Origin of the sequence: Pseudomonas sp. FSL R10-1350, from assembly GCF_009600525.1 — a bacterium.
GTDB classification, from domain to species: domain Bacteria; phylum Pseudomonadota; class Gammaproteobacteria; order Pseudomonadales; family Pseudomonadaceae; genus Aquipseudomonas; species Aquipseudomonas helleri.
Map to the genome: position 1 here is coordinate 1 of NZ_WIVR01000038.1, position 21,046 is coordinate 21,046.

General features: G+C 59.4%; 20 protein-coding genes and 1 riboswitch. Of the genes, 15 read left to right on the forward strand and 5 right to left on the reverse strand.

What is annotated here, in order from left to right; all coding sequences use genetic code 11:
- From rlmD to GHO25_RS16550, 4 genes are all read left to right on the forward strand, one after another.
- On the forward strand, positions 1 to 974 hold a 974-nt coding region (gene rlmD / locus GHO25_RS16535; protein WP_153391291.1), incomplete at its 5' end, for a 23S rRNA (uracil(1939)-C(5))-methyltransferase RlmD.
- Positions 975 to 1,093: 119 nt separating this feature from the next.
- Entirely contained in the window at positions 1,094 to 3,349 is a 2,256-nt protein-coding gene (gene relA / locus GHO25_RS16540) for a GTP diphosphokinase (protein WP_048369728.1), read from the forward strand.
- A gap of 93 nt (positions 3,350 to 3,442) precedes the next feature.
- Positions 3,443 to 4,276 carry a nucleoside triphosphate pyrophosphohydrolase gene (gene mazG / locus GHO25_RS16545; RefSeq protein WP_048369730.1) on the forward strand — a complete coding sequence of 278 codons (834 nt, stop codon included), beginning with the start codon at positions 3,443 to 3,445 and terminating at the stop codon, positions 4,274 to 4,276.
- Positions 4,277 to 4,298: 22 nt separating this feature from the next.
- On the forward strand, positions 4,299 to 4,844 hold the full coding sequence (locus GHO25_RS16550; protein ID WP_048369732.1) for a DUF2058 domain-containing protein: 546 nt from the start codon (positions 4,299 to 4,301) through the stop codon (positions 4,842 to 4,844).
- Between the two features lie 96 nt (positions 4,845 to 4,940).
- Here the strand turns inward: GHO25_RS16550 and GHO25_RS16555 are convergent, their stop codons facing one another.
- The 4 genes from GHO25_RS16555 to purM all read right to left on the reverse strand — a co-directional run bounded on the left by GHO25_RS16555 (position 4,941) and on the right by purM (position 8,127).
- Entirely contained in the window at positions 4,941 to 5,123 is a 183-nt protein-coding gene (locus tag GHO25_RS16555; protein WP_153391293.1) for a hypothetical protein, read from the reverse strand.
- Positions 5,124 to 5,684: 561 nt separating this feature from the next.
- Positions 5,685 to 6,410 carry a DUF3108 domain-containing protein gene (locus GHO25_RS16560; protein WP_153332475.1) on the reverse strand — a complete coding sequence of 242 codons (726 nt, stop codon included), beginning with the start codon at positions 6,408 to 6,410 and terminating at the stop codon, positions 5,685 to 5,687.
- An 8-nt stretch (positions 6,411 to 6,418) separates the two neighbouring features.
- A complete protein-coding gene (purN, locus tag GHO25_RS16565) occupies positions 6,419 to 7,069 on the reverse strand; it encodes a phosphoribosylglycinamide formyltransferase (protein WP_153391295.1) in 651 nt (216 codons plus the stop codon).
- Positions 7,069 to 8,127, reverse strand: coding sequence for a phosphoribosylformylglycinamidine cyclo-ligase (purM, locus tag GHO25_RS16570; RefSeq protein ID WP_048386779.1), 1,059 nt, complete (start codon positions 8,125 to 8,127; stop codon positions 7,069 to 7,071). Before purM ends, purN begins: the two co-directional genes overlap by 1 nt.
- A gap of 382 nt (positions 8,128 to 8,509) precedes the next feature.
- Here purM and GHO25_RS16575 point away from each other — a divergent pair, with 382 nt between their 5' ends.
- The 5 genes from GHO25_RS16575 (at position 8,510) to GHO25_RS16595 (ending at position 13,124) form a co-directional block, all read left to right on the forward strand.
- Positions 8,510 to 9,511 (forward strand): DUF2066 domain-containing protein, encoded by a 1,002-nt coding sequence (locus tag GHO25_RS16575; RefSeq protein WP_048369741.1) that lies wholly within the window; start codon positions 8,510 to 8,512, stop codon positions 9,509 to 9,511.
- 33 nt (positions 9,512 to 9,544) lie between these two features.
- Entirely contained in the window at positions 9,545 to 10,618 is a 1,074-nt protein-coding gene (locus tag GHO25_RS16580) for an AI-2E family transporter (RefSeq protein ID WP_048369743.1), read from the forward strand.
- Positions 10,619 to 10,845: 227 nt separating this feature from the next.
- A complete protein-coding gene (gene hda / locus GHO25_RS16585) occupies positions 10,846 to 11,550 on the forward strand; it encodes a DnaA regulatory inactivator Hda (protein WP_048369745.1) in 705 nt (234 codons plus the stop codon).
- A gap of 266 nt (positions 11,551 to 11,816) precedes the next feature.
- On the forward strand, positions 11,817 to 12,440 hold the full coding sequence (locus tag GHO25_RS16590) for a C40 family peptidase (protein WP_048369747.1): 624 nt from the start codon (positions 11,817 to 11,819) through the stop codon (positions 12,438 to 12,440).
- A 144-nt stretch (positions 12,441 to 12,584) separates the two neighbouring features.
- A complete protein-coding gene (locus GHO25_RS16595; RefSeq protein ID WP_048369748.1) occupies positions 12,585 to 13,124 on the forward strand; it encodes a C40 family peptidase in 540 nt (179 codons plus the stop codon).
- 133 nt (positions 13,125 to 13,257) lie between these two features.
- Here GHO25_RS16595 and GHO25_RS16600 read toward each other — a convergent pair whose 3' ends face one another.
- Positions 13,258 to 14,562: a sorbosone dehydrogenase family protein gene (locus GHO25_RS16600; RefSeq protein WP_153391297.1), complete on the reverse strand. Its 1,305-nt coding sequence runs from the start codon at positions 14,560 to 14,562 to the stop codon at positions 13,258 to 13,260.
- Between the two features lie 128 nt (positions 14,563 to 14,690).
- Positions 14,691 to 14,938, forward strand: a riboswitch (cobalamin riboswitch).
- Positions 14,939 to 15,019: 81 nt separating this feature from the next.
- Here GHO25_RS16600 and cobO point away from each other — a divergent pair.
- From cobO to GHO25_RS16630, 6 genes are read left to right on the forward strand one after another with little or no spacing between them, the layout of a single operon-like run.
- Positions 15,020 to 15,631, forward strand: coding sequence for a cob(I)yrinic acid a,c-diamide adenosyltransferase (gene cobO / locus GHO25_RS16605; RefSeq protein WP_153329058.1), 612 nt, complete (start codon positions 15,020 to 15,022; stop codon positions 15,629 to 15,631).
- A 10-nt stretch (positions 15,632 to 15,641) separates the two neighbouring features.
- The gene (locus GHO25_RS16610; protein WP_153356344.1) at positions 15,642 to 16,955 is read left to right on the forward strand and encodes a cobyrinate a,c-diamide synthase; all 1,314 of its coding nucleotides are present in this window, start codon (positions 15,642 to 15,644) and stop codon (positions 16,953 to 16,955) included.
- Complete coding sequence (bluB, locus tag GHO25_RS16615) at positions 16,952 to 17,602, forward strand: 5,6-dimethylbenzimidazole synthase (protein WP_153391299.1); 651 nt, start codon at positions 16,952 to 16,954, stop codon at positions 17,600 to 17,602. The genes GHO25_RS16610 and bluB overlap by 4 nt, the downstream gene beginning before the upstream one ends.
- Positions 17,599 to 18,507, forward strand: coding sequence for an adenosylcobinamide-phosphate synthase CbiB (gene cbiB / locus GHO25_RS16620; protein WP_153391301.1), 909 nt, complete (start codon positions 17,599 to 17,601; stop codon positions 18,505 to 18,507). The genes bluB and cbiB overlap by 4 nt, the downstream gene beginning before the upstream one ends.
- Positions 18,500 to 19,501: a threonine-phosphate decarboxylase CobD gene (cobD, locus tag GHO25_RS16625; RefSeq protein WP_153391325.1), complete on the forward strand. Its 1,002-nt coding sequence runs from the start codon at positions 18,500 to 18,502 to the stop codon at positions 19,499 to 19,501. Before cbiB ends, cobD begins: the two co-directional genes overlap by 8 nt.
- The gene (locus GHO25_RS16630) at positions 19,501 to 20,952 is read left to right on the forward strand and encodes a cobyric acid synthase (protein ID WP_153329050.1); all 1,452 of its coding nucleotides are present in this window, start codon (positions 19,501 to 19,503) and stop codon (positions 20,950 to 20,952) included. Before cobD ends, GHO25_RS16630 begins: the two co-directional genes overlap by 1 nt.
- Positions 20,953 to 21,046: the final 94 nt, after the last annotated feature.

A 21,046-nucleotide genomic window follows, 5' to 3' on the forward strand; every position in this document is an offset into this window, starting at 1 on the left:
GTGTTGAGCCCGATGAATGGGCAGCGCCGTTGACCGGGCCAGAATTTGGCTACCGCCGCCGGGCCCGCATCGCGGTGCGCTGGGACGCAAGGGCCAAGCGGCTGGACGTCGGCTTTCGGGCTGCCGGCAGTCAGGACATCGTCGCCATCGACCACTGTTTGGTGCTGGTACAGGCTTTGCAACCTATCATGAGCGGGCTGCCGGCCATGCTGCGCCAATTGAGCAATCCGAAGGCCCTGGGGCATGTCGAGTTGTTCAGCGGTTCTGCGAATGCCGTGTTGCTGCGCCATATGGCGCCGCTCAGCGCTGCTGACTTGCAGGTTTTACAGAATTTTTGCGCCACCCATCATGCCCAGTTGTGGCTACATGGCGATGGCGAGCCGCAACCGGTCGATTTGACGCAGACCTTGGGCTACCGTTTACAGCAGTGGGACCTGGAACTGGCCTACCGGCCGGGTGACTTTGTTCAGGTCAACGCCGGGGTCAACGAAGCCATGGTTGCGCAAGCGCTGGAGTGGCTGGCGCCGCAGGCTGACGAACGGGTTCTTGACTTGTTCTGTGGGCTGGGTAATTTCGCATTACCCCTGGCGCGTCAGGTACGCGAAGTGGTGGCCGTCGAGGGTGTTACGACCATGGTCGAACGCGCCGCGCAAAACGCGGTCAGTAACAAGCTGCATAATGCAGCGTTTTTTCAGGCCGACCTGTCGCAGCCCTTGGTGGATGCAACATGGGCCTCGCAGGGCTTTGCCGCTGTCCTCCTTGACCCGCCGCGTGACGGGGCCTTTGAGGTGGTGCGCAAGCTGTCGGGGCTGGGGGCCAAACGTTTGGTCTATGTGTCGTGCAACCCGGCTACGCTGGCTCGCGACACGGTTGAGTTGATGAAACAGGGGTATCGGTTAAAACGTGCCGGAATCCTCGATATGTTCCCGCAAACCGCGCATGTCGAGGCGATGGCGTTATTTGAAGCAGACTAGGATGGTCTGTCTATTTCGACGGGCCCGCAATCCCATGCCACTAAACCCTGGAGCATGGGGTTGGGATTCGGGTCGGTATATCGGCGCATCAAACCTGCGCCGTAGGGAAGGTAAGCAAGATGGTACAGGTCAGAGCACACCAGCCGATCAACACTGACGGCAGTCTCAACCTCGAGGCATGGCTTGATCATGCGGTGAGTGTCGATGTGGCGCTGGACCGTGAAGCCTTGAAAGAAGCGTGTGAGTACGCACGTGAGGCGGAACAGCAAGCCAATGCAGCAAAAAACCTGTGGACTGAAGGCGCGTCGAGCTTTCGAACCGGGTTGGAAATTGCTGAAATCCTCGCCGATCTCAAGCTCGATCAAGACTCGCTGGTCGCGGCGATTTTGTATCGCGGCGTACGCGAAGGGCAGATTCAACTGCCTGCGGTCAGCCAGCGCTTCGGTCCGGTGGTCGCCAAGCTGATTGATGGCGTGCTGCGCATGGCCGCGATCAGCGCCAGCCTCAGCCCCCGCCAATCCATGGTGATGGGCTCTCAGGGGCAGGTCGAAAATCTGCGCAAAATGCTTGTGGCGATGGTTGATGACGTGCGCGTTGCACTCATCAAGCTGGCCGAACGTACCTGCGCCATCCGCGAAGTCAAAAGTGCCTCGGACGAGAAGCGCATCCGCGTTGCCCGCGAGGTCTTCGATATTTATGCGCCGCTGGCGCACCGCCTGGGTATCGGCCACATCAAGTGGGAGCTGGAGGACTTGTCCTTCCGCTATCTGGAGCCTGAGCAGTACAAACAAATCGCCACCTTGCTGCACGAGCGCCGGCTGGACCGCGAGCGCTTTATCAGCGATGTGATGAACCAGTTGCGCACCGAGCTTGAGGCCACCGGGGTGGTTGACGCCGACATCAGCGGCCGGGCCAAACACATCTATTCGATCTGGCGCAAAATGCAGCGCAAGGGTCTGGCTTTCAGCCAGATCTATGACGTGCGCGCTGTGCGGGTGCTGGTCCCGGAAATGCGCGATTGCTACACCGCGCTGGGTATCGTCCACACGCTGTGGCGGCACATCCCCAAAGAGTTTGACGACTACATCGCCAACCCCAAAGAGAACGGCTACCGCTCGTTGCACACGGCGGTGATCGGGCCGGAAGGCAAGGTGCTGGAAGTACAGATCCGTACCCATGCCATGCACGAAGAGGCTGAGCTTGGGGTGTGCGCACACTGGCGCTACAAGGGCACCGACGTTAAAGCCGGGTCCAACCAGTACGAAGAAAAAATCTCGTGGCTGCGCCAGGTACTGGAGTGGCACGAAGAGCTGGGCGATATCGGTGGTCTGGCCGATCAGTTGCGGGTCGATATCGAACCGGATCGGGTCTACATCTTTACCCCGGACGGGCATGCCATCGACCTGCCCAAGGGCGCGACGCCATTGGACTTCGCCTACCGGGTGCACACCGAAATCGGCCATAACTGCCGGGGCGCGAAGATCAACGGGCGCATTGTGCCGCTCAACTACAGCCTGCAAACCGGTGAGCAAGTCGAGATCATCACCAGCAAGCACGGCACGCCGAGCCGTGACTGGCTGAACTCCAACCTGGGGTACGTGACCACCTCGCGGGCGCGGGCGAAGATTGTTCACTGGTTTAAATTGCAGGCCCGTGATCAAAACGTCGCGGCCGGTAAAACCTTGCTTGAGCGTGAGCTGGGACGCCTGGGCTTGCCAGCGGTGGACTACGAAAAGCTCGCCGACAAAGCCAACATGAAAACCGCCGAGGACATGTTCGCGGCGCTGGGGGCGGGCGATTTGCGTCTGGCCCAGCTCATTAATCTGGCGCAGCAACTGGTCGAGCCGGAACGCGGCAGCGAACAGATCGAGCTGATTCCGCGCAAAGCCCAAGGCTACAAACCGGGCAAACGCGGCGATATCCAGATCGAAGGCGTGGGCAACCTGCTGACCCAAATGGCCGGCTGCTGCCAGCCGCTGCCGGGCGATGCGATTGTCGGTTACATCACTCAGGGGCGTGGCGTGAGCATTCACCGTCAGGACTGCGCCTCGGTGCTGCAATTAGGCGGCCGTGAGCCGGAGCGGATCATCCAGGTCAGTTGGGGGCCGATCCCGGTGTCGACGTACCCGGTCGATATCGAAATCCGTGCCTACGACCGTTCGGGCCTGCTGCGCGATGTATCGCAAGTGCTGCTGAACGAACGCATCAACGTACTGGCGGTCAACACCCGCTCGAACAAAGAGGACAACACCGCGTTGATGTCCCTGACCATCGAGATTCCGGGGCTGGATGCATTAGGGCGTTTGCTGGGGCGTATTTCGCAACTGCCGAACATCATCGAAACCCGCCGTATCGGACGTAGCGAACCGCGTTGATCTCTTGTAGGTGCGAGCTTGCCTCGCGATCTTTTGACCTTTAAAAGATCGCGAGGCAGTTGGCTCCTACATCGTTCTGCACAAGGATTAATGATGTACACCCTCGACGACTTGCTAAATCTCATGGCCCGCCTGCGCGACCCGCAGTTCGGCTGCCCGTGGGATATCAAACAAACTTACGCGACGATCGTGCCTTATACCCTCGAAGAAGCTTACGAAGTGGCCGATGCCATTGAGCGCAGCGACTTTGAGCACTTGCAGGGCGAATTGGGCGATTTGCTGTTCCAGGTGGTGTATTACAGCCAGTTGGCCCGTGAAGAAGGGCGCTTTGAGTTTGCCGGGGTGATCGACAGCATTACCCGCAAATTGATCCGCCGCCATCCCCATGTGTTCCCCACCGGCGACCTGTACGCGCCGCTGGACGTGCCGCGCTTGAGCGAAGCGCAGGTCAAGGAGCGTTGGGACGAAATCAAGGCCGAAGAGCGCGCAGAAAAATCCGCGGCGCCGCAGCAGTTGTCGTTGCTCGATGATGTGCCGGTGGCGCTGCCTGCGTTGTCCCGTGCGGCCAAGTTGCAAAAGCGTGCGGCTCAGGTCGGCTTTGACTGGCCCGGCGCCTTGCCGGTGCTGGACAAGGTGCGTGAAGAGCTGGACGAAGTGCTGGAAGCCATGGCGGATAACGATTCGGCGGCGATCCACGATGAGGTGGGCGACTTGCTGTTTTCGGTGGTGAACCTGGCGCGGCATCTAAAAGTTGACCCGGAAACCGCCTTGCGCGGTGCAAATGCCAAATTTGACCGACGTTTCCGGTTTATCGAGCAGGCATTGCGCGATACCCTGCGTCCCATTGAAGATTGCACCCTTGAAGACCTGGACGCCCTGTGGGGTGAAGCCAAGCGCCAGGAAAAGAATTTGCCCAGCTGCGGCTGAGTTTGCCTAAGTGAGTAAGACAATGAGCATTTCCCTACGCGACCAGTTGCTCAAAGCCGGATTGGTCAACGAGAAGCAGGCCAAGCAGGCCGGTAAAGAAAAGCAAAAGCAGCAGCGTCTGGCCCATAAAGGCCAGATCGAGCTGGATGACACGCAGCAGCGCCTGGCCGCAGAAGCCAAGGCCGAGAAGATCAAGCGTGATCAGGAACTCAATCGTCAGCAGCAAGAAAAAGCCGAGCAAAAAGCCCGCGCTGCACAGATCAAGCAATTGATCGAAGTGTCGCGCCTGCCCAAGCTGAACACCGAGGACTACTACAACTTCGTGGATGACAAGAAGGTCAAGCGCCTGTCGGTCAACACCTTGATGCGCAACAAACTGGCCAACGGTTCATTGGCGATTGTGCAGCACCAGGGCGGCTACGAAGTGATCCCGCGTGAGGCGGCGCTGAAGATCCAGGAGCGCGACCCGCGCCGTATCGTTCAGTTGAACGTGCTGGTCGAGTCGAAAACGCCGGAAGAAGATGATCCGTACGCGGCGTACCAGATCCCTGACGATCTGATGTGGTAAAGATCAAAAGATCGCGAGCAAACTCGCTCCTGCAAGGCAATAAACAAACCCCGCTTCGGCGGGGTTTGTGTTTTTCAAGACTGTCGTTGCCGTGGTTCAGGCTTTGAGTTTCTGCGCTTCAAGCTTTTCCAGCTCTGCTTTGTAGTTATGAGCGTCGCTCTCGCGGTGAAACATGCCAACCAAGATGTTTTCCTGATGAACATCCCACAGGTGTACGCCATGGGCTACAAACTGGTGGAACATACGTGAATCGTCGCGTTCAGTTACTTTGATAGTCATCTGCTTGCTCCAAATTCTGATAAGGACCTGCGGCAAGACGTCGCAGGACTTCTTTATAGAATTTGTTAGCTTCCTAAGTAAATAGCTAATTGTCGCTCTGTCATCTTGGAAAAAAGCGCAAAACGCTGCAGCCCTTGTACTACGCGGTGTTTACGGATTTTGCCAATAGTTTTATGACAAAAGTTTCATGTTCAAGGTCCTGCGAATCACTCCAATCCTCTGTAGGCGTTGCCGCCCCGTCTACGACGCCGCGCTGTCGCACAGCAAACAGGACAGCGAGTATCTTCAGCATCCCCCAATCGGTTCCCTCTCCTTCGGGAGAGGGCTAGGGTGAGGGTTGCTCTTGATTAGAGAGGCTTTTATGTACATATCCGTTGCTGCAGCAATGGATATGTACCCAAGAATCCCGAGGTGGATGGATTTACGGCTGCACGTAGCCGTTCGCAGCCTTCGTACCTCGTCAGCGACTACAGTTGCCTGTTTGTTGCGCGGACTCAGAAACGAAAAAACCTCGCCGGAGCGAGGTTTTCTTGAAGCGTGCTGCTTAAGGCATGTCGCGCCTCAGCTGCCTTTGACGGCTTTGCCGTCCACCGTGCCGTCTTGCAGCATGATGTTGTATTCCTTGCCGTCTTTTTCAACCTGGCGCAGTTTGACCAGCAAACCGTCCCAGCTCTTGGCGAACCACATTTCGGTGATGCGCTTGTTCTGGTTCTGGTCCAGTGTCGGGTCGCGTACGCGCTCAACCTTGATGGCGTCTACCTTGCCCGCCTTGGTTTCGACCACTTCCGGGCCTATGACGCGAAAGTCGTAGGTGTCTACGCCATCTTCGTCAACGACCTGGTAGCTCATGCTCTTTTTGCCCGCCACGACATCGCGCTGCAACGCCAACTGGTAAGTCGACTTGTCGAGCATGCCGCTGAGCAATGTCACCTTGACCGGGTCTTTGTTGAACGTGCCGGTGACCATGTTGGTGGTCCAGTCAAAGTCCAGGTTTATGTTCTTGGCTTTGCCCAGGCCGCCACGTTCGAAACGGTAGGACTGAGGGATCAGGCTGTCGTTCTTGAACGCGAACGTGCTGGATTCGGACAGGCTGGCGATCATCATCGAGGCCTTGAAGTTCAAGGTCCAGGTGCCGTTGTCATTCTTGACCAGACTGCGCTCGGCAGAACCGCTCATGGGTAACTGTTTCCAGTCGGCCGTGTAGCTGGCCTGGAAAGGATGAAGTTCAGCCGCTTGCACTGCTGGGACAGCCAGCAGGCTCAAGGCGAGGAGCAGGGCACGACGCATAATGTCTCCTAGGTTCGTATCAAGTGGCCGCTGGCCGCGAGTAATTGACCGTCTAATAATGCGCCTTGCTCGTCAAGTGACAAGCGACCTTCGGCAAACCAGCGCACTGCAAGCGGGTAAATCCGGTGCTCCTGGGCGTGAACCCGTTGCGCCAGACTGTGCGGCGAGTCATCGGACTCTACCGCAATGATTGCTTGTACGACCAGAGGCCCGCCATCGAGTTCCTCGGTGACGAAGTGCACGCTGCAGCCATGCTCGCTGTCACCGGCTTGCAGCGCACGCTGATGCGTGTGCAGGCCTTTGTATTTGGGCAGCAGGGAAGGGTGGATGTTGAGCAGACGGCCCTGATAGTGACGCACGAAGCCTGCGCTGAGGATGCGCATGAATCCGGCCAGAACTACCAGTTGCGGGTTGAACGTATCAATGACTTCGATCAGTGCAGCATCGAAGGCCTCGCGGCCCTCGAATGCTGTGTGATCCAGTACGCGGGTGTCGATACCCGCGTCTTTGGCGCGTTGCAGGCCGTAGGCGTCTGCGCGGTTGGAGATCACCGCGCGGATTCTGGCCGGGCTGTCCTTGATCGAACAGCTGTCGATCAAGGCTTGCAAGTTGCTGCCGGTGCCGGAAAGCAGCACCACTACATCACAGGTATCGGGCATTAGTGCGCCTTGAGGTTTTGCAGCTCAACTTGCGGCGCGCCTTCGGCGGCCGTGGCGATGTGGCCGATCACCCAAGGTTGCTCGCCCGCTTCACGCAGTACGTTCAGCGCGGTGTCAACGTCAGCCTGAGCCACGCAGATCACCATGCCCACGCCACAGTTCAGCACGCGGTGCATTTCGGTTTCGTTCACGTTGCCTTTTTCTTGCAGCCAGTTGAAGACTGCAGGGCGCTGCCAGCTGGCCACGTCAACCACCGCTTGAGCGCCTTTTGGCAGCACGCGCGGGATGTTGTCGAGCAGGCCGCCACCGGTGATGTGGGCCATGGCTTTAACTACGCCGGTGTCCTTGATCAGCTTGAGCAGCGGCTTGACGTAGATACGGGTCGGCGCCATCAGCAGGTCGGTCAGCGGCTGGCCGTCGAGCTGGGTGTTTTCGATGTCGGCACCGGACACTTCGATGATCTTGCGGATCAGCGAGTAACCGTTGGAGTGCGGGCCCGAAGAAGGCAGGGCGAGCAGGGCGTCACCGGTGGCCACTTTGGAACCGTCGATGATCTCGGCTTTCTCGACCACGCCAACGCAGAAGCCGGCCAGGTCGTAGTCTTCGCCTTCGTACATGCCAGGCATTTCTGCGGTTTCGCCGCCTACCAGCGAGCAACCGGACAATTCGCAGCCAGCGCCGATACCGGTAACCACTTGGGTTGCGGTTTCTACGTTGAGCTTGCCGGTGGCGTAGTAGTCGAGGAAGAACAGAGGCTCTGCGCCGCACACGATCAAGTCGTTAACGCACATGGCGACCAGGTCGATGCCGATGCTGTCGTGCTTGTTCAGGTTCAGCGCCAGGCGCAGCTTGGTGCCCACACCGTCGGTGCCGGAAACCAGAACAGGTTGCTTGTAACCGGCCGGGATTTCGCAGAGGGCGCCAAAACCGCCGAGGCCGCCCATCACTTCAGGGCGCGCAGTGCGCTTGGCTACGCTCTTGATGCGTTCGACCAATGCTTCACCGGCGTCGATGTCTACACCGGCGTCCTTGTAGCTCAGGGAGGGTTGCTTGCTCATAATCCAGGCCTTTAGGGGGGATTCGGGGGTATCGACCGATCTCAGCGGGCCTGCTTGCAAGTGCTCAGGGTTTGAAACAGAGCATTTGCAGAGTGCCCGGCTGTCGCCGGTCTGCGAAGGCGCGCGATTTTATCAGGCTTGAAGGGCAGCGGCCATCCTCGGGCCGACAGGCAGGGTTATATCTGTCGAAAAAAACCTTTTTTAGTCGTACTGGCTGCTTGGCGCGACGCTGTATAAGGTATATCCGCTAAATTCTGATTTTTTATGACCGTGTGAAATCTGCGAGCTGCACCTGAATGATTTGGCTGCGCGCCTGTCTGAGGTGTTATCGAGTGTGTTTATACGGCCTTTTAATGCCCTTTTTTGCCGTTGGGAATCTTTCATGCGTTTTCATCAATTAATAGCTGTGGGCTGTTTGTCTTTTTTCAGCCTGGCGAGTCATGCCGAAATCCTGACGGGCCTGTATCAAGTGCGTGAGCCGGTCACCAGTCAGTCGCCTGATGAGCGCGCGCAAGCCACGCAAAAAGCCCTGGAAACCCTGGTGTTGCGCCTGACGGGGGACGCCAAGGCGGTGCAGAACCCGGCGCTGGAGCCTATTCGCAAAGATCCTCAGCAAATCATCAGCCAGTACGGCTATGACGCAGGCCCGCCAGAATCCCTGCAAGTGGATTTCGACCCGGTGAGCACAGACCGCGCCTTGCGCCAGGCCGGCTTGTCACTGTGGGGCAGCAACCGCCCGGCCTTGCTGGGTTGGTGGCTGAACGATTCGGTGGACGGCTCCAGTCTGGTGGGTGACGGTCAATCCGTTGCCGAACCATTGCGCCGCGCCGCCCAACACCGTGGTTTGCCACTGCGCTTGCCGCTGGCTGACTTGAGCGAGCAATTGGTGGGCACTGCCGAAAACCTTGAAGGCTCTAATCCGGCGCCGCTGAAAGAGGCGTCCGAGCGTTACGGCGCAGACGCGCTGCTGGCCGTTCATGCTCATGAAGACAGCGGCCAGTGGCAGGCCAAATGGCGCCTGTGGATCGGCGATCAACAAGAGCAAGGCAGTGCAACCGGCGCTGATCAGGCGGCACTGGCGGATGACGTAATGCTGCAAGTCAGCCAGCGTCTGGCTCCGCGCTACGCCGTCAAGCCGGGCGTGTCGACCGATCAGTTACTTGAAGTACAGGGCATGACCCTGGAGCGCTATGCTCAGTTGAGTCGCTTGCTTGAACCGTTTGGTGGCCAATTGGTGAGCGTCGATGGCAACCGTATCGTCTATCAGGTCAACGGCAGTGCAGAACAATTACGTTCGCAGTTGGCGTTGGCGCAAATGCATGAAGTGCCTGCAGATCAGGCGTCGGCTACACCTCAGGCGGCGCAGTTGCGCTTTAGCTGGTAGGTTTTTCTCTTCTATATATAAGGACAGGCATTTATGCGGGATTCGCGACGGTGGGTTTGGTGGGGTGTAGCGCTGGCCGCGGTGCTATTCGTGTATTTCTTGCACGCGATACTGACGCCTTTTCTGATTGCGATCGTTCTTGCTTACATGTTCGACCCGGTGGTTGATCGCCTCGAAAAAATCGGCCTGTCCAGAACCTGGGGCACGATCACGGTTTTTACCCTGTTCACAGTCATTCTGGTGACCTTGCTGGTGGTGCTGGTGCCGATGCTGGCCAAGCAGTTGGTGAAGCTTTACCAGTTGGCGCCACAGGTACTGGACTGGTTGCAGAATACCGCCTTGCCGTGGGTGCAAACCCGGTTCGGTCTGGGGGATGGCTTCTGGAACTTCAACAAGATCAAAGCCACGATTACCGAGCACATGGGGCAGGCCGGGGATATCGCCGGGGTGGTGCTGTCACAGGCGACCGCTTCAAGTCTGGCGCTGTTTGGCTTTTTGGCGAACCTGGTACTGATTCCAGTGGTGGCTTTTTACTTGCTGCGCGACTGGGATGTCTTGTTGTCCAAGATCCGTGGCCTGCTGCCGCGCGATCGCGAAGAGCGGATCGTGTCGCTGGCCAAGGAATGTCACGACGTACTCGGCGCTTTCGTTCGCGGGCAGCTCTTGGTGATGGTCGCTTTGGGCATCATCTATTCGGCAGGCTTGATGTTGCTGGGTCTGGAGCTGGGGCTGTTGATCGGTTTGATGGCCGGTCTGGCGGCTATCGTGCCGTACATGGGCTTTATCATCGGCATCGGCGCCGCGTTGATTGCGGGCCTGTTCCAGTTTGGCGGTGACCTGTACCCGATGCTGGGGATTGTTGCGGTGTTTATGGTCGGGCAGGCGCTGGAAGGCATGGTCTTGACCCCGCTGTTGGTAGGCGACCGCATCGGCCTGCATCCGGTAGCGGTGATCTTTGCGATTCTGGCGGGCGGTGAGCTGTTCGGCTTTACCGGCGTACTGCTGGCCTTGCCGGTCGCGGCCGTGATCATGGTGCTGGTGCGCCATATGCACGATTTGTACAAACATTCGCAGGCCTACAAAGGTGATGAAGAACCTGAGTTGTAGGCAGGTAAGCGATTGAATAAGAGGCCGGTTCATGTGGCGATGAACCGGCCTTTTTTATGGCCGGGCGCGAGCTTGTCTCTCAGAAAAATTTGATTCAATCCAATGCGTTAACGCAAACCTTTGATTTTGCTCGTGGTCTGTTACATTGTGCGCCCGGCTACACGGGTATAAACTTTGCAAACTTTACACAGAGGCCACTAACGGTTCGTTTGAACTGTTCAGTCAGCATGAAACCGATTCAGCTGCCCCTAGGTGTGCGTCTGCGAGATGACGCTACCTTCATCAATTACTATCCAGGCGCCAATGCCGCTGCACTCGGCTACGTCGAACGTCTGTGCGAAGCCGACGCCGGGTGGACAGAAAGCCTGATTTATCTGTGGGGCAAACATGGGGTAGGGCGCACGCATTTGTTGCAGGCCGCATGCTTGCGTTTCGAGCAACTGGGCGAGCCTGCGGTGTATTTGCCGTTGGCGGAGTTGCTGGATCGTGGTATCGAGATCCTCGACAACCTTGAGCAATACGAACTGGTGTGTCTGGACGACCTGCAGGCCGTGGCCGGTCGGGCTGATTGGGAAGAAGCGCTGTTTCACCTGTTCAATCGCCTGCGTGACAGCGGTCGACGCTTGCTGATAGCCGCCTCGGCCTCGCCACGTGAATTGCCGATCAAACTGGCCGACCTTAAATCACGCCTCACCCTGGCGCTGATTTTTCAAATGCGCCCCTTGTCTGATGAAGACAAACTGCGTGCCTTGCAGTTACGCGCCTCGCGCCGTGGCCTGCACCTGACCGACGAAGTCGGGCATTTCATCCTCACGCGCGGCACACGCAGCATGAGCGCGCTGTTCGAATTGCTTGAGCGCCTCGATCAGGCCTCGTTGCAGGCCCAACGCAAGCTGACCATTCCCTTCCTGAAAGAAACCCTCGGCTGGTAAATACCCGCCATCCCCTTTTTATGCAGGAGCGAGCTTGCCTCGCGATCTTTTGCTGTAAAAGCGCATTCCTACAAGGTTTAGGCAGTATTCAGGCGTCAGAAAACCTGCGTATCAGACGTGCGTCTACGCAAAATCGATTGTCAGGGGTGTAAAACCTTAGATGTCACGTGAAATCGACTAAGTCACATTTAATTCGATTGAATTTGCAAATGAGGATCATAGAGGGCATAGTCGCGGTAACTTTTCCTACAGCCACGGTCGTGCCCATGCTAAAGCGCTTCGCACCCCTCGTGCCTCTCGCACTCGTTACCCTGCTTTTCGGCTGCGCTGCTCACTCGCCAGTGTCCCAGCAAGTTGTCGATTCACAGGTTCAAAAGTCATCTTCGTCGCAGTCTTCCGCTCTTTATCAGGAAGAACTGGCCACTGAAAAAGAACTGGCTCAATTTTCCGAAAACAGCAAGCCTTACGAACTGCCGGCCTTGGCTGACAGCATTCTTGAGCGCGGAATGTCCTTGATCGGTACCCGTTACCGTTTTGGCGGCACCTCTGAAGCTGGTTTCGATTGCAGTGGCTTTATCGGCTATCTGTTCAAAGAGGAAGCGGGCATGCAATTGCCGCGCTCCACCCGCGAAATGATCAACGTAAATGCACCGTTGGTCGCACGAAACAACCTCAAGCCGGGTGACTTGCTGTTCTTCAGCACCAATGGTCGCGGACGTGTCAGCCACGCTGGCATTTACCTGGGCGATGACCAGTTTATTCACTCCAGCAGCCGCCGCAGCGGTGGTGTAAGGATTGATAGCCTGGGCGACACCTACTGGAACAAGACCTTTATTGAAGCCAAGCGTGCTTTGGCCATGGCGCCAACCAGCGTAGTGGCTCGTAAGTAAAGTTAAAGTCTTACTTGAAGTTTGGCTTCTAAGCGCTAGAATTCAGTCGCAATGTTAAATTCCTGAAGCCGCGAAGGTATCCCCTGTCGCGGCTTCGGGTTTCGCGGCCCAGTAGCCGTATCCAGAATCAGGAACGTTCTGTTTATGTCGACCCTGGCCCGCGTTGCCCTCATCACATTCGCCGCACTGCTCAGTGCCTGCGCAAACCGTCCTGCACCTGCTCCCGTTGAAGTCAAACCGGTTGTGTCGTCGAGTCCGATCGACGATGGTTCGCCGTTGGCGGCAGACGTATTGTTTCGTGCGTTGGGCCTGGTAGGGACGCCTTATCGCTGGGGCGGCAATACACCGGACTCAGGTTTTGATTGCAGTGGACTGATCAAGTACGTCTACAACGACATGGCGGGTATATCGTTGCCGCGCACCACCCGCGAAATGATCGTGATGCGCGGGCAGAATGTCGGCAAAGACCAACTGCAAACCGGTGACCTGTTGTTCTTCGCCACCAATGGTGGAACCCAAGTCAGCCATGCCGGTATCTACGTCGGTGAAGGCCGCTTCGTGCATGCGCCTGCCACGGGCGGCACGGTCAAGCTGGACAGCCTCAGCAAAGCCTATTGGCAAAAAGCCTACCTGAACGCCAAGCGCGTCTTGCCAACCGAGCAGCATTTGGCGCGGTTGCCTTAATCTCTCTAATTTGATGAGGCCTCTGTAGGAGTTGCCGCAGGCTGCGATCTTTAGTTTTTAGAGATCAAAAGATCGCAACCTTCGGCAGCTCCTACCAAAAGCGCATAGATCTGTCGTGACAGGATTTAAAGGTTTACTCCCCCGACACCCGCCACACTTTGTTGCCGACATCATCGGCCACCAGCAAGTCCCCCTGTTTATCAATGACGACCCCCACCGGGCGGCCCATGGCTTTTTCATCGGAGTTGAGGAAGCCGGTCAGCACGTCAATCGGCATGCCGTTGGGTTTGCCGTCGGCAAACGGAACGAAGATCACTTTGTAGCCACTGTGCGGTTTGCGGTTCCATGAGCCATGCTGGCCGATAAATACGCCGTCGGTGAAGTTCGGCAGTGTGCTGTTTTGCGCGAAGGCCAGGCCCAGCGAGGCGGTGTGCGGGCCGACGGCATAATCCGGGGCAATGGCTTTGGCCACCAGCTCGGCGTTTTGCGGGTTGACCCGCACGTCGACGTGCTGCCCGTAGTAGCTGTAGGGCCAGCCATAGAAGCCGCCGTCTTGCACCGAAGTGATGTAGTCGGGCACCAAATCGCTGCCGATTTCGTCGCGCTCGTTCACTGCGGTCCACAGTTTGCCGGTCTTGGGTTCCCAGTCCATGCCGTTGGGATTACGCAGCCCGGAGGCAAAAATGCGGTGGCTGCCGGTGGCCGGGTCGACTTCCCAGATCGCTGCGCGGCCTTCTTCGATGTCCATGCCGTTTTCGCCGACGTTACTGTTCGAGCCGACACTCACGTAGAGTTTTTTGCCGTCGGGGCTGGCAATGACGTTTTTCGTCCAGTGGTGGTTCAGGCCGCTGGGCAAATCAATGATCTTGGTCGGCTGTGCGCTGATGGAGGTTTCGCCCGGTTGATACGGGAAGCGCAGCAACTTGTCGGCATCCGCCACGTACAGGTCGTTGCCCACCAGCGTCATGCCGAAGGGCGAGTTCAGGTTTTCTAGAAACACTGTGCGGGTGTCGGCTTTGCCATCGTGGTTGGTGTCGCGCAACAAAGTGATGCGGTTGGCGCTCGGCACACCGGCACCGGCGCGGCCCATGACCTTGCTGGCGATCCACTCGCGCAGCCCCTGGCTGCCATCCGGTTTGGCCGGTGCGTTGCTTTCGGCCACCAGCACATCGCCATTGGGCAACACATAGAGCCAGCGCGGGTGGTCGAGCCCTTCGGCAAATGCCTGCACCTGCAAACCTTGCGCGGCAACCGGCTTGGCGCCCTCCGCCCAGCCCACCGCGGGGGCGATGTTGACGGTGGGGATCAGCGTTTTGTTCGGTGCCGGCAGAGTAGGCGAGGGGCCTGTGCCGTCGGTAACTTGCAGGGTCGAGCTTTCACCGCAGGCGGCCAACCCTGCCGCTAAAACGATGACAACAGCGTGCTGGCGCTTGAACATAGGGATCTCCATGAAAACAGTGGGCGTGTAGTCATAGAGAAGCGTAGCCGTTCAAAGGTTCAGGCCGACGGGTTTGTTTGCTGCGCAGCCCGGCACCTTTAATTGACGCTCCACCCCCAACCCTCTAACCTTCGCGGCGTGTTTCAGGTGCTCTGCAACCTCAGGTTGGCAGAGTGAAACAGGGAAGCCGGTGAGGGCGCGTTTGACCCACACAACCGCTTTGATCCCGGCGCTGCCCCCGCAACGGTAAATGAGTCAACATCACGCTCAATGCCACTGTGTTTATTGCACGGGAAGGCGCGTGACCCGGTGCTGTTCCTTATTCAGGAACGCCCACTCATGAGCCCGGAGACCGGCCTGATCCATCCAGCACCCTTGCGGCGGGCGAAGGTGTGTCGATTGTTAACGAATTCCCCCGCCTCCCGTTTGCATTTTTTAGCCCCAACGGAGAGCTGCCATGAATGAATCCCCCGAGCGCGACGAACGTCACCTGGCGCGCATGCAACGCAAAAAAGCGATTATGGACGAACGCATTGCCAGCGCTCCCAATGAGTGCGGCCTGCTGCTGGTGTTGACCGGCAACGGCAAAGGCAAGAGCAGTTCGGCTTTCGGCATGTTGGCCCGGGCCATGGGCCACGGCCTGCAGTGCGGCGTAGTGCAGTTCATCAAGGGGCGTAACAGCACCGGCGAAGAGATCTTTTTCCGTCGCTTCCCTGAACAAGTGCGCTATCACGTGATGGGCGAAGGTTTTACCTGGGAAACTCAGGACCGCCAGCGTGACATCGCCGCCGCCGAAGCCGCCTGGGAAGTATCCCGCGAGATGCTGCGCGACCCGGCCATTGGCCTGGTGGTGCTGGATGAATTGAACATTGCGCTCAAGCACGGCTACCTCGATCTGGAGCAAGTGCTGAGCGATCTGCAAGCCCGCCCGCCGATGCAGCATGTGCTGGTCACCGGGCGCGGCGCTAAACCTGAACTGATTGACCTGGCCGATACCGTGACTGAAATGGGCGTGATCAAACATGCCTTCCAGGCCGGTATCAAAGCCCAGAAAGGCATTGAATTGTGAGTGTTGAAGCATGAGAGAGTCGCGTCATTGCCCGGCGGTGTTGATCGCCGCACCGGCCTCCGGTCAGGGCAAGACCACCGTCACCGCCGCCTTGGCCCGATTGCACCGCAATCAGGGGCGCAAGGTGCGGGTCTTTAAATGTGGCCCCGATTTTCTTGACCCCATGATCCTCGAGCGCGCCAGCGGTGCGCCGGTGTATCAGGTCGACTTGTGGATGGTCGGCGCCGACGAAAGCCGGCGCTTGCTCTGGGAAGCGGCCGGTGAATCGGACCTTATCCTCATCGAAGGGGTCATGGGCCTGTTTGACGGCACGCCGTCCAGCGCCGATTTGGCCCGCCATTTTGGCGTGCCGGTATTGGGCGTGATTGACGGTACGGCCATGGCCCAGACCTTCGGCGCGTTGGCGTTGGGATTGGCGCGCTATCAGCCGGACCTGCCGTTTGCCGGGGTGTTGGCCAACCGGGTGGGCACTGTGCGCCACGCGCAGTTGCTTGAAGGCAGCCTGACCGAAGGCTTGCGCTGGTACGGCGCGTTGTCCCGCGAAACCGGGATCGAGTTGCCCAGCCGTCATTTGGGTCTGGTGCAAGCTAGCGAGTTGAACGATCTGGACATGCGTCTGGACGCCGCCGCCAATGCCTTGGCCAGCACCTGCGAGGTAGCGCTGCCACCGCCGGTGGAATTCGCCGCGCCTGAGCCTGTGGCCATTGAGCCGTTGCTGGCCGGTGTGCGGATTGCCGTGGCGCGCGATGAAGCGTTTGCCTTTACCTATGGCGCGAGCCTGGCACTGCTGCGCGACATGGGCGCTGAGCTGGTGTTTTTCTCGCCGATTCGCGACACCCAACTGCCGCAGGCCGACAGTGTGTATTTGCCCGGTGGTTACCCGGAACTCCATCACCAGGCCCTTGCGCGCAATACCTCGATGCTTGAAGCGATTCGTGCCCACCATCACGCGGGTAAACCGCTGTTGGCCGAGTGCGGCGGCATGCTTTATCTGCTAGACGCCTTGACCGATGTTGAAGGCCAGCGTGAAGCGCTAGTGGGCTTGCTCAAGGGCGAGGCAACGATGCAAAAGCGCCTGGCTGCGCTGGCCTTGCAAGCCGTCGAAATGCCCGAAGGCCTGCTGCGGGGTCACACTTATCATCACTCGCTGACCAGCACCGAACTTGAGCCCATTGCGCGGGGCTTGAGCCCCAATGGCGGGCGCGGTGCCGAAGCGGTGTATCGCGAAGGGCGTATGACGGCGTCTTATGTGCACTTTTACTTTCCGTCCAATCCCCAGGCCATTGCCGCGTTGTTCGCGCCGTGCGCTGTGAAGGTGCCATGAGCGACAACGCATTTAGCCCTGAAGAAAAGGCCGCTGTGTACCGCGCCATTGCTGAGCGCCGCGATATGCGCCACTTCAGCGGTGGTGAAGTGGCGCCCGAGTTGTTGGCCCGCTTGCTCGAAGCCGCGCATCAGGCGCCGAGTGTGGGCCTGATGCAGCCATGGCGATTTATCCGCATCACCGACCGTGAGCTGCGCGGCAAGATTCAAACCGTGGTCGAAGCCGAGCGGGTACGCACCGCTGAGGCTTTGGGCGAGCGCTCAGACGAGTTCATGACGCTCAAGGTCGAAGGCATTAATGACTGCGCCGAAGTGCTGGTGGCCGCGTTGATGGATGACCGCGAAAAGCACATTTTTGGTCGTCGTACATTGCCGGAAATGGACATGGCGTCGCTGTCCTGTGCGATTCAAAATCTCTGGCTGGCGTCGCGGGTCGAAGGCCTGGGCATGGGCTGGGTGTCGTTGTTCGAGCCACAGGCGCTGGCCAATCTGCTGGGTCTGCCTGCCGGGGCCAAACCGCTGGCGGTGTTGTGCCTGGGGCCGGTCGAGCAGTTTTATCCGGCGCCGATGCTGGTGCTGGAAGGGTGGGCGCAGGCGCGCCCGCTGAGTGAGTTGGTGTACGAGAATTATTGGGGAGTAAAGCCATGAGTGTGGCGTTGTTGTGCGTTGCCGGTGTGGCGTTGGATGCGCTGCTCGGCGAGCCTAAACGCTGGCATCCGCTGGTTGCGTTTGGCCGCATGGCTGACCGTATCGAACAGCGTTTCAATTCCGGTGGCCGTGGCTGGCGCAGCCACGGTGTGACCGCCTGGGTATTGGCGGTGTTGCCGTTGACGATTCTGGCCACGGCCTTGTCATGGCTGCCCTATATCGGTTGGCTGGTGGAGATTCTGGCGCTGTACTGCGCGCTGGGCATGCGCAGCCTCGGTGAGCACGTGCAGCCGGTGGCCGAGGCCTTGCGCGCCAATGATCTGGACGAGGCGCGCACGCGGGTCGGTTATCTGGTCAGCCGTCAAACCAGCGAACTGGATGCAACCGAAGTGGCCCGGGCCGCTACTGAGTCGGTCCTGGAGAACGGCAGTGATGCGGTGTTCGCGGCGCTGTTCTGGTTTGCCGTTGCCGGTGCGCCGGGCGTGGTGCTCTACCGTTTGAGCAACACCCTGGACGCGATGTGGGGTTATCGCAACGAGCGCTTCGAGCGTTTTGGCTGGGCTGCTGCCCGCATCGACGACCTGCTTAACTACATTCCTGCACGGCTGGTGGCACTGACCTACGCCTTGCTCGGTAAAACCCGCTTGGCGTTGACCTGCTGGCGCAAGCAGGCGCCGCAATGGGACAGCCCCAATGCCGGGCCAGTAATGGCGGCCGGTGCCGGTGCGCTGGGAGTTGAGCTGGGTGGCGCAGCGATTTATCACGGTGAAGTGCATGAGCGCCCGCAGTTGGGTGAAGGCGTGCCCGCCGATGCCGATTCGATTGGCCGGGGCTGGCAGTTGGTGCAGCGCGGTGCATGGCTGTGGTTACTGATCTTGTGCGTGGGGAGTGAGTTCTTTGCTTGAGCATGGTGGACGTTTGCGTCAGGCGGCCCTCGACTACGGCATCGCCGAGTCGCAATGGCTGGACTTGTCCAGTGGCCTCGCGCCCAGGCCTTTTGCAATCCCGGCGATCCCCGAGCGGGCTTGGGCGCGTTTGCCCGAAACCGATGACGGGCTGGAGCAGGCGGCCTGCCAGTATTACGGCGCCCCCCAGGTATTGCCGGTGCCGGGTTCGCAATGCGCGATCCAGTTACTGCCGCGTCTGCGCCGCAGTGGCAAGGTCGGCGTGCTGTCACCGTGCTACGCAGAACATGCCGAATCGTGGCGGCGCAATGGCTTCATCGTGCGTGAAGTTCTGGAGCAGGAAGTCGACATCTACCTCGACACCCTCGATGTGCTGGTGGTGGTCAACCCCAACAACCCCACGGGCCTGAGCCTGAGCCCCGAGCGTTTGCTCGACTGGCACGCACGGTTGGCCCAGCGCGGCGGCTGGCTGGTGGTGGACGAAGCCTTTATGGACAACACCCCCGAGTTGAGCCTGGCTGCCGAGAGCGGGCGCAGCGGATTGATTGTGCTGCGTTCGTTCGGCAAGTTTTTCGGCCTGGCCGGGGTGCGGTTGGGCTTTGTGCTGGCAGAGCTTAAATTGCTCAAGCTGCTGGCAGAGCAGGTCGGCCCGTGGGCCGTCAGCGGCCCGACGCGGATTGTCGGCCAGGCGTGCCTGCTCGACACCCAAGGCCATGCCCGGCAGCGAGAGCGCAGTGAGTTGGCCAGTGCCCGCTTGCAGCACTTGCTGGGCCAGCATGACTTGCTCCCGCAGGGCGGCTGCGCCTTGTTCCAGTGGCTGATCACCCCAGAGGCCGAGCAGCTTTACGACTTTATGGCCCGGCGCGGGATTTTGCTGCGCCTGTTTACCAGCAACAGCAGCGTGCGTTTTGGCCTGCCTGCCGATGAAGCCGACTGGTTGAAGCTGCAAGAGGCTTTGCAGGCTTATGACCAGTCGCGAACCAAGGACGTTTGATGAGCACATTGATGGTGCAGGGCACCACTTCCGATGCGGGCAAAAGCACGCTGGTAACGGCGTTGTGCCGCTGGCTGACCCGCGAGGGCGTGCGCGTGGTGCCGTTCAAACCGCAGAACATGGCGCTCAACAGTGCAGTGACCGCTGAAGGCGGCGAAATTGGCCGCGCCCAGGCCGTACAGGCGCAGGCCGCCGGTTTGCCGCCGCACACCGACATGAATCCGGTGTTGCTCAAGCCCAACAGCGACACCGGCGCCCAAGTGATCATCCATGGCCGCGCCGTCACTACCATGAACGCGGTGGCGTATCACGACTACAAGGCCATCGCCATGCAAGCGGTGCTGGCCTCGCATCAACGGCTCAGTGCTGCATACCCGGTGGTCATGGTTGAAGGGGCGGGCTCTCCGGCCGAGATCAACTTGCGCGCCGGTGACATCGCCAACATGGGCTTTGCCGAAGCGGTGGATTGCCCGGTGGTGCTGATTGCCGACATCAATCGGGGCGGCGTTTTCGCGCACTTGGTCGGCACCCTGGAGTTGCTCTCCGAGACGGAGCAGGCGCGGGTCAAAGGCTTCATCATCAACCGTTTTCGCGGTGACATTGCCTTGCTGCAACCGGGCCTCGACTGGCTGGAACAGCGCACCGGCAAACCGGTGATTGGCGTGTTGCCCTACGTGCTGGATTTGCACCTTGAGGCCGAAGACGGCATCGACCAGCGCCAGACCGACAAGGTCGAGCACGTGCTCAAAGTGGTGGTGCCAGTATTGCCGCGCATCAGCAACCACACCGACTTCGACCCGCTGCGCTTGCACCCGCAGGTGGATTTGCAGTTTGTCGGGCCGGGGCAAGCGATCCCGCCGGCTGACTTGATCATCCTGCCGGGTTCAAAAAGCGTGCGCAGTGACCTGGCGTATTTGCGCGCCAATGGCTGGGACACGGCGATCAATCGCCACCTGCGCTACGGCGGCAAGGTGCTGGGCATTTGCGGCGGTTTGCAGATGCTCGGTGAGCAGGTGCATGACCCGTTGGGGCTGGAAGGGGCGCCCGGTTCGAGCGCTGGTTTCGGCTTGCTGGGCTTCAGCACCGAACTGGCCGCCGAGAAGCAACTGCGCAACGTGCGCGGCCATTTGTTGCTGGAAGACGCCGAGGTCAACGGCTACGAAATTCACGCCGGTGTCACCACGGGGGCAGCGCTGGAGCAACCGGCGGTGCGTCTGGATGACGGCCGCTGTGACGGCGCGCAGAGTGCTGACGGGCACATTCTCGGCACGTACCTGCACGGCTTGTTCGAATCGCCTGAGGCCTGCGGCGCGTTGCTGCGCTGGGCCGGATTGCAGAACGTGCAGCACGTCGACTACCACGCCCTGCGCGAGCGCGACATCGAGCGCCTGGCCGATCTGGTCGAGAAACACCTGGACACGGCGTACTTGCGCGAGCTTTGCGGTATCTGATGCGTTATGGATCCTGTGGGAGCGGGCTTGCTCGCGATAGCATCGACCTGGTTTGCCAGTAATAGCGCGTCGCTTGCATCGCGAGCAAGCCCGC

What these genes read in the sequence shown, in the direction of transcription:
- GHO25_RS16610 (WP_153356344.1), top strand. Translation starts at nt 15,642, where the DNA reads ATGAGAGAGTCGCGTCATTGCCCGGCGGTGTTGATCGCCGCACCGGCC.
- cbiB (WP_153391301.1), top strand. Translation starts at nt 17,599, where the DNA reads ATGAGTGTGGCGTTGTTGTGCGTTGCCGGTGTGGCGTTGGATGCGCTG.
- purN (WP_153391295.1), bottom strand. Translation starts at nt 7,069, where the DNA reads ATGCCCGATACCTGTGATGTAGTGGTGCTGCTTTCCGGCACCGGCAGC.
- GHO25_RS16595 (WP_048369748.1), top strand. Translation starts at nt 12,585, where the DNA reads ATGTCGACCCTGGCCCGCGTTGCCCTCATCACATTCGCCGCACTGCTC.
- hda (WP_048369745.1), top strand. Translation starts at nt 10,846, where the DNA reads ATGAAACCGATTCAGCTGCCCCTAGGTGTGCGTCTGCGAGATGACGCT.
- GHO25_RS16630 (WP_153329050.1), top strand. Translation starts at nt 19,501, where the DNA reads ATGAGCACATTGATGGTGCAGGGCACCACTTCCGATGCGGGCAAAAGC.
- GHO25_RS16600 (WP_153391297.1), bottom strand. Translation starts at nt 14,562, where the DNA reads ATGTTCAAGCGCCAGCACGCTGTTGTCATCGTTTTAGCGGCAGGGTTG.
- cobO (WP_153329058.1), top strand. Translation starts at nt 15,020, where the DNA reads ATGAATGAATCCCCCGAGCGCGACGAACGTCACCTGGCGCGCATGCAA.
- relA (WP_048369728.1), top strand. Translation starts at nt 1,094, where the DNA reads ATGGTACAGGTCAGAGCACACCAGCCGATCAACACTGACGGCAGTCTC.
- bluB (WP_153391299.1), top strand. Translation starts at nt 16,952, where the DNA reads ATGAGCGACAACGCATTTAGCCCTGAAGAAAAGGCCGCTGTGTACCGC.
- mazG (WP_048369730.1), top strand. Translation starts at nt 3,443, where the DNA reads ATGTACACCCTCGACGACTTGCTAAATCTCATGGCCCGCCTGCGCGAC.
- GHO25_RS16555 (WP_153391293.1), bottom strand. Translation starts at nt 5,123, where the DNA reads ATGACTATCAAAGTAACTGAACGCGACGATTCACGTATGTTCCACCAG.
- GHO25_RS16550 (WP_048369732.1), top strand. Translation starts at nt 4,299, where the DNA reads ATGAGCATTTCCCTACGCGACCAGTTGCTCAAAGCCGGATTGGTCAAC.
- GHO25_RS16590 (WP_048369747.1), top strand. Translation starts at nt 11,817, where the DNA reads ATGCTAAAGCGCTTCGCACCCCTCGTGCCTCTCGCACTCGTTACCCTG.
- purM (WP_048386779.1), bottom strand. Translation starts at nt 8,127, where the DNA reads ATGAGCAAGCAACCCTCCCTGAGCTACAAGGACGCCGGTGTAGACATC.
- GHO25_RS16560 (WP_153332475.1), bottom strand. Translation starts at nt 6,410, where the DNA reads ATGCGTCGTGCCCTGCTCCTCGCCTTGAGCCTGCTGGCTGTCCCAGCA.
- GHO25_RS16575 (WP_048369741.1), top strand. Translation starts at nt 8,510, where the DNA reads ATGCGTTTTCATCAATTAATAGCTGTGGGCTGTTTGTCTTTTTTCAGC.
- GHO25_RS16580 (WP_048369743.1), top strand. Translation starts at nt 9,545, where the DNA reads ATGCGGGATTCGCGACGGTGGGTTTGGTGGGGTGTAGCGCTGGCCGCG.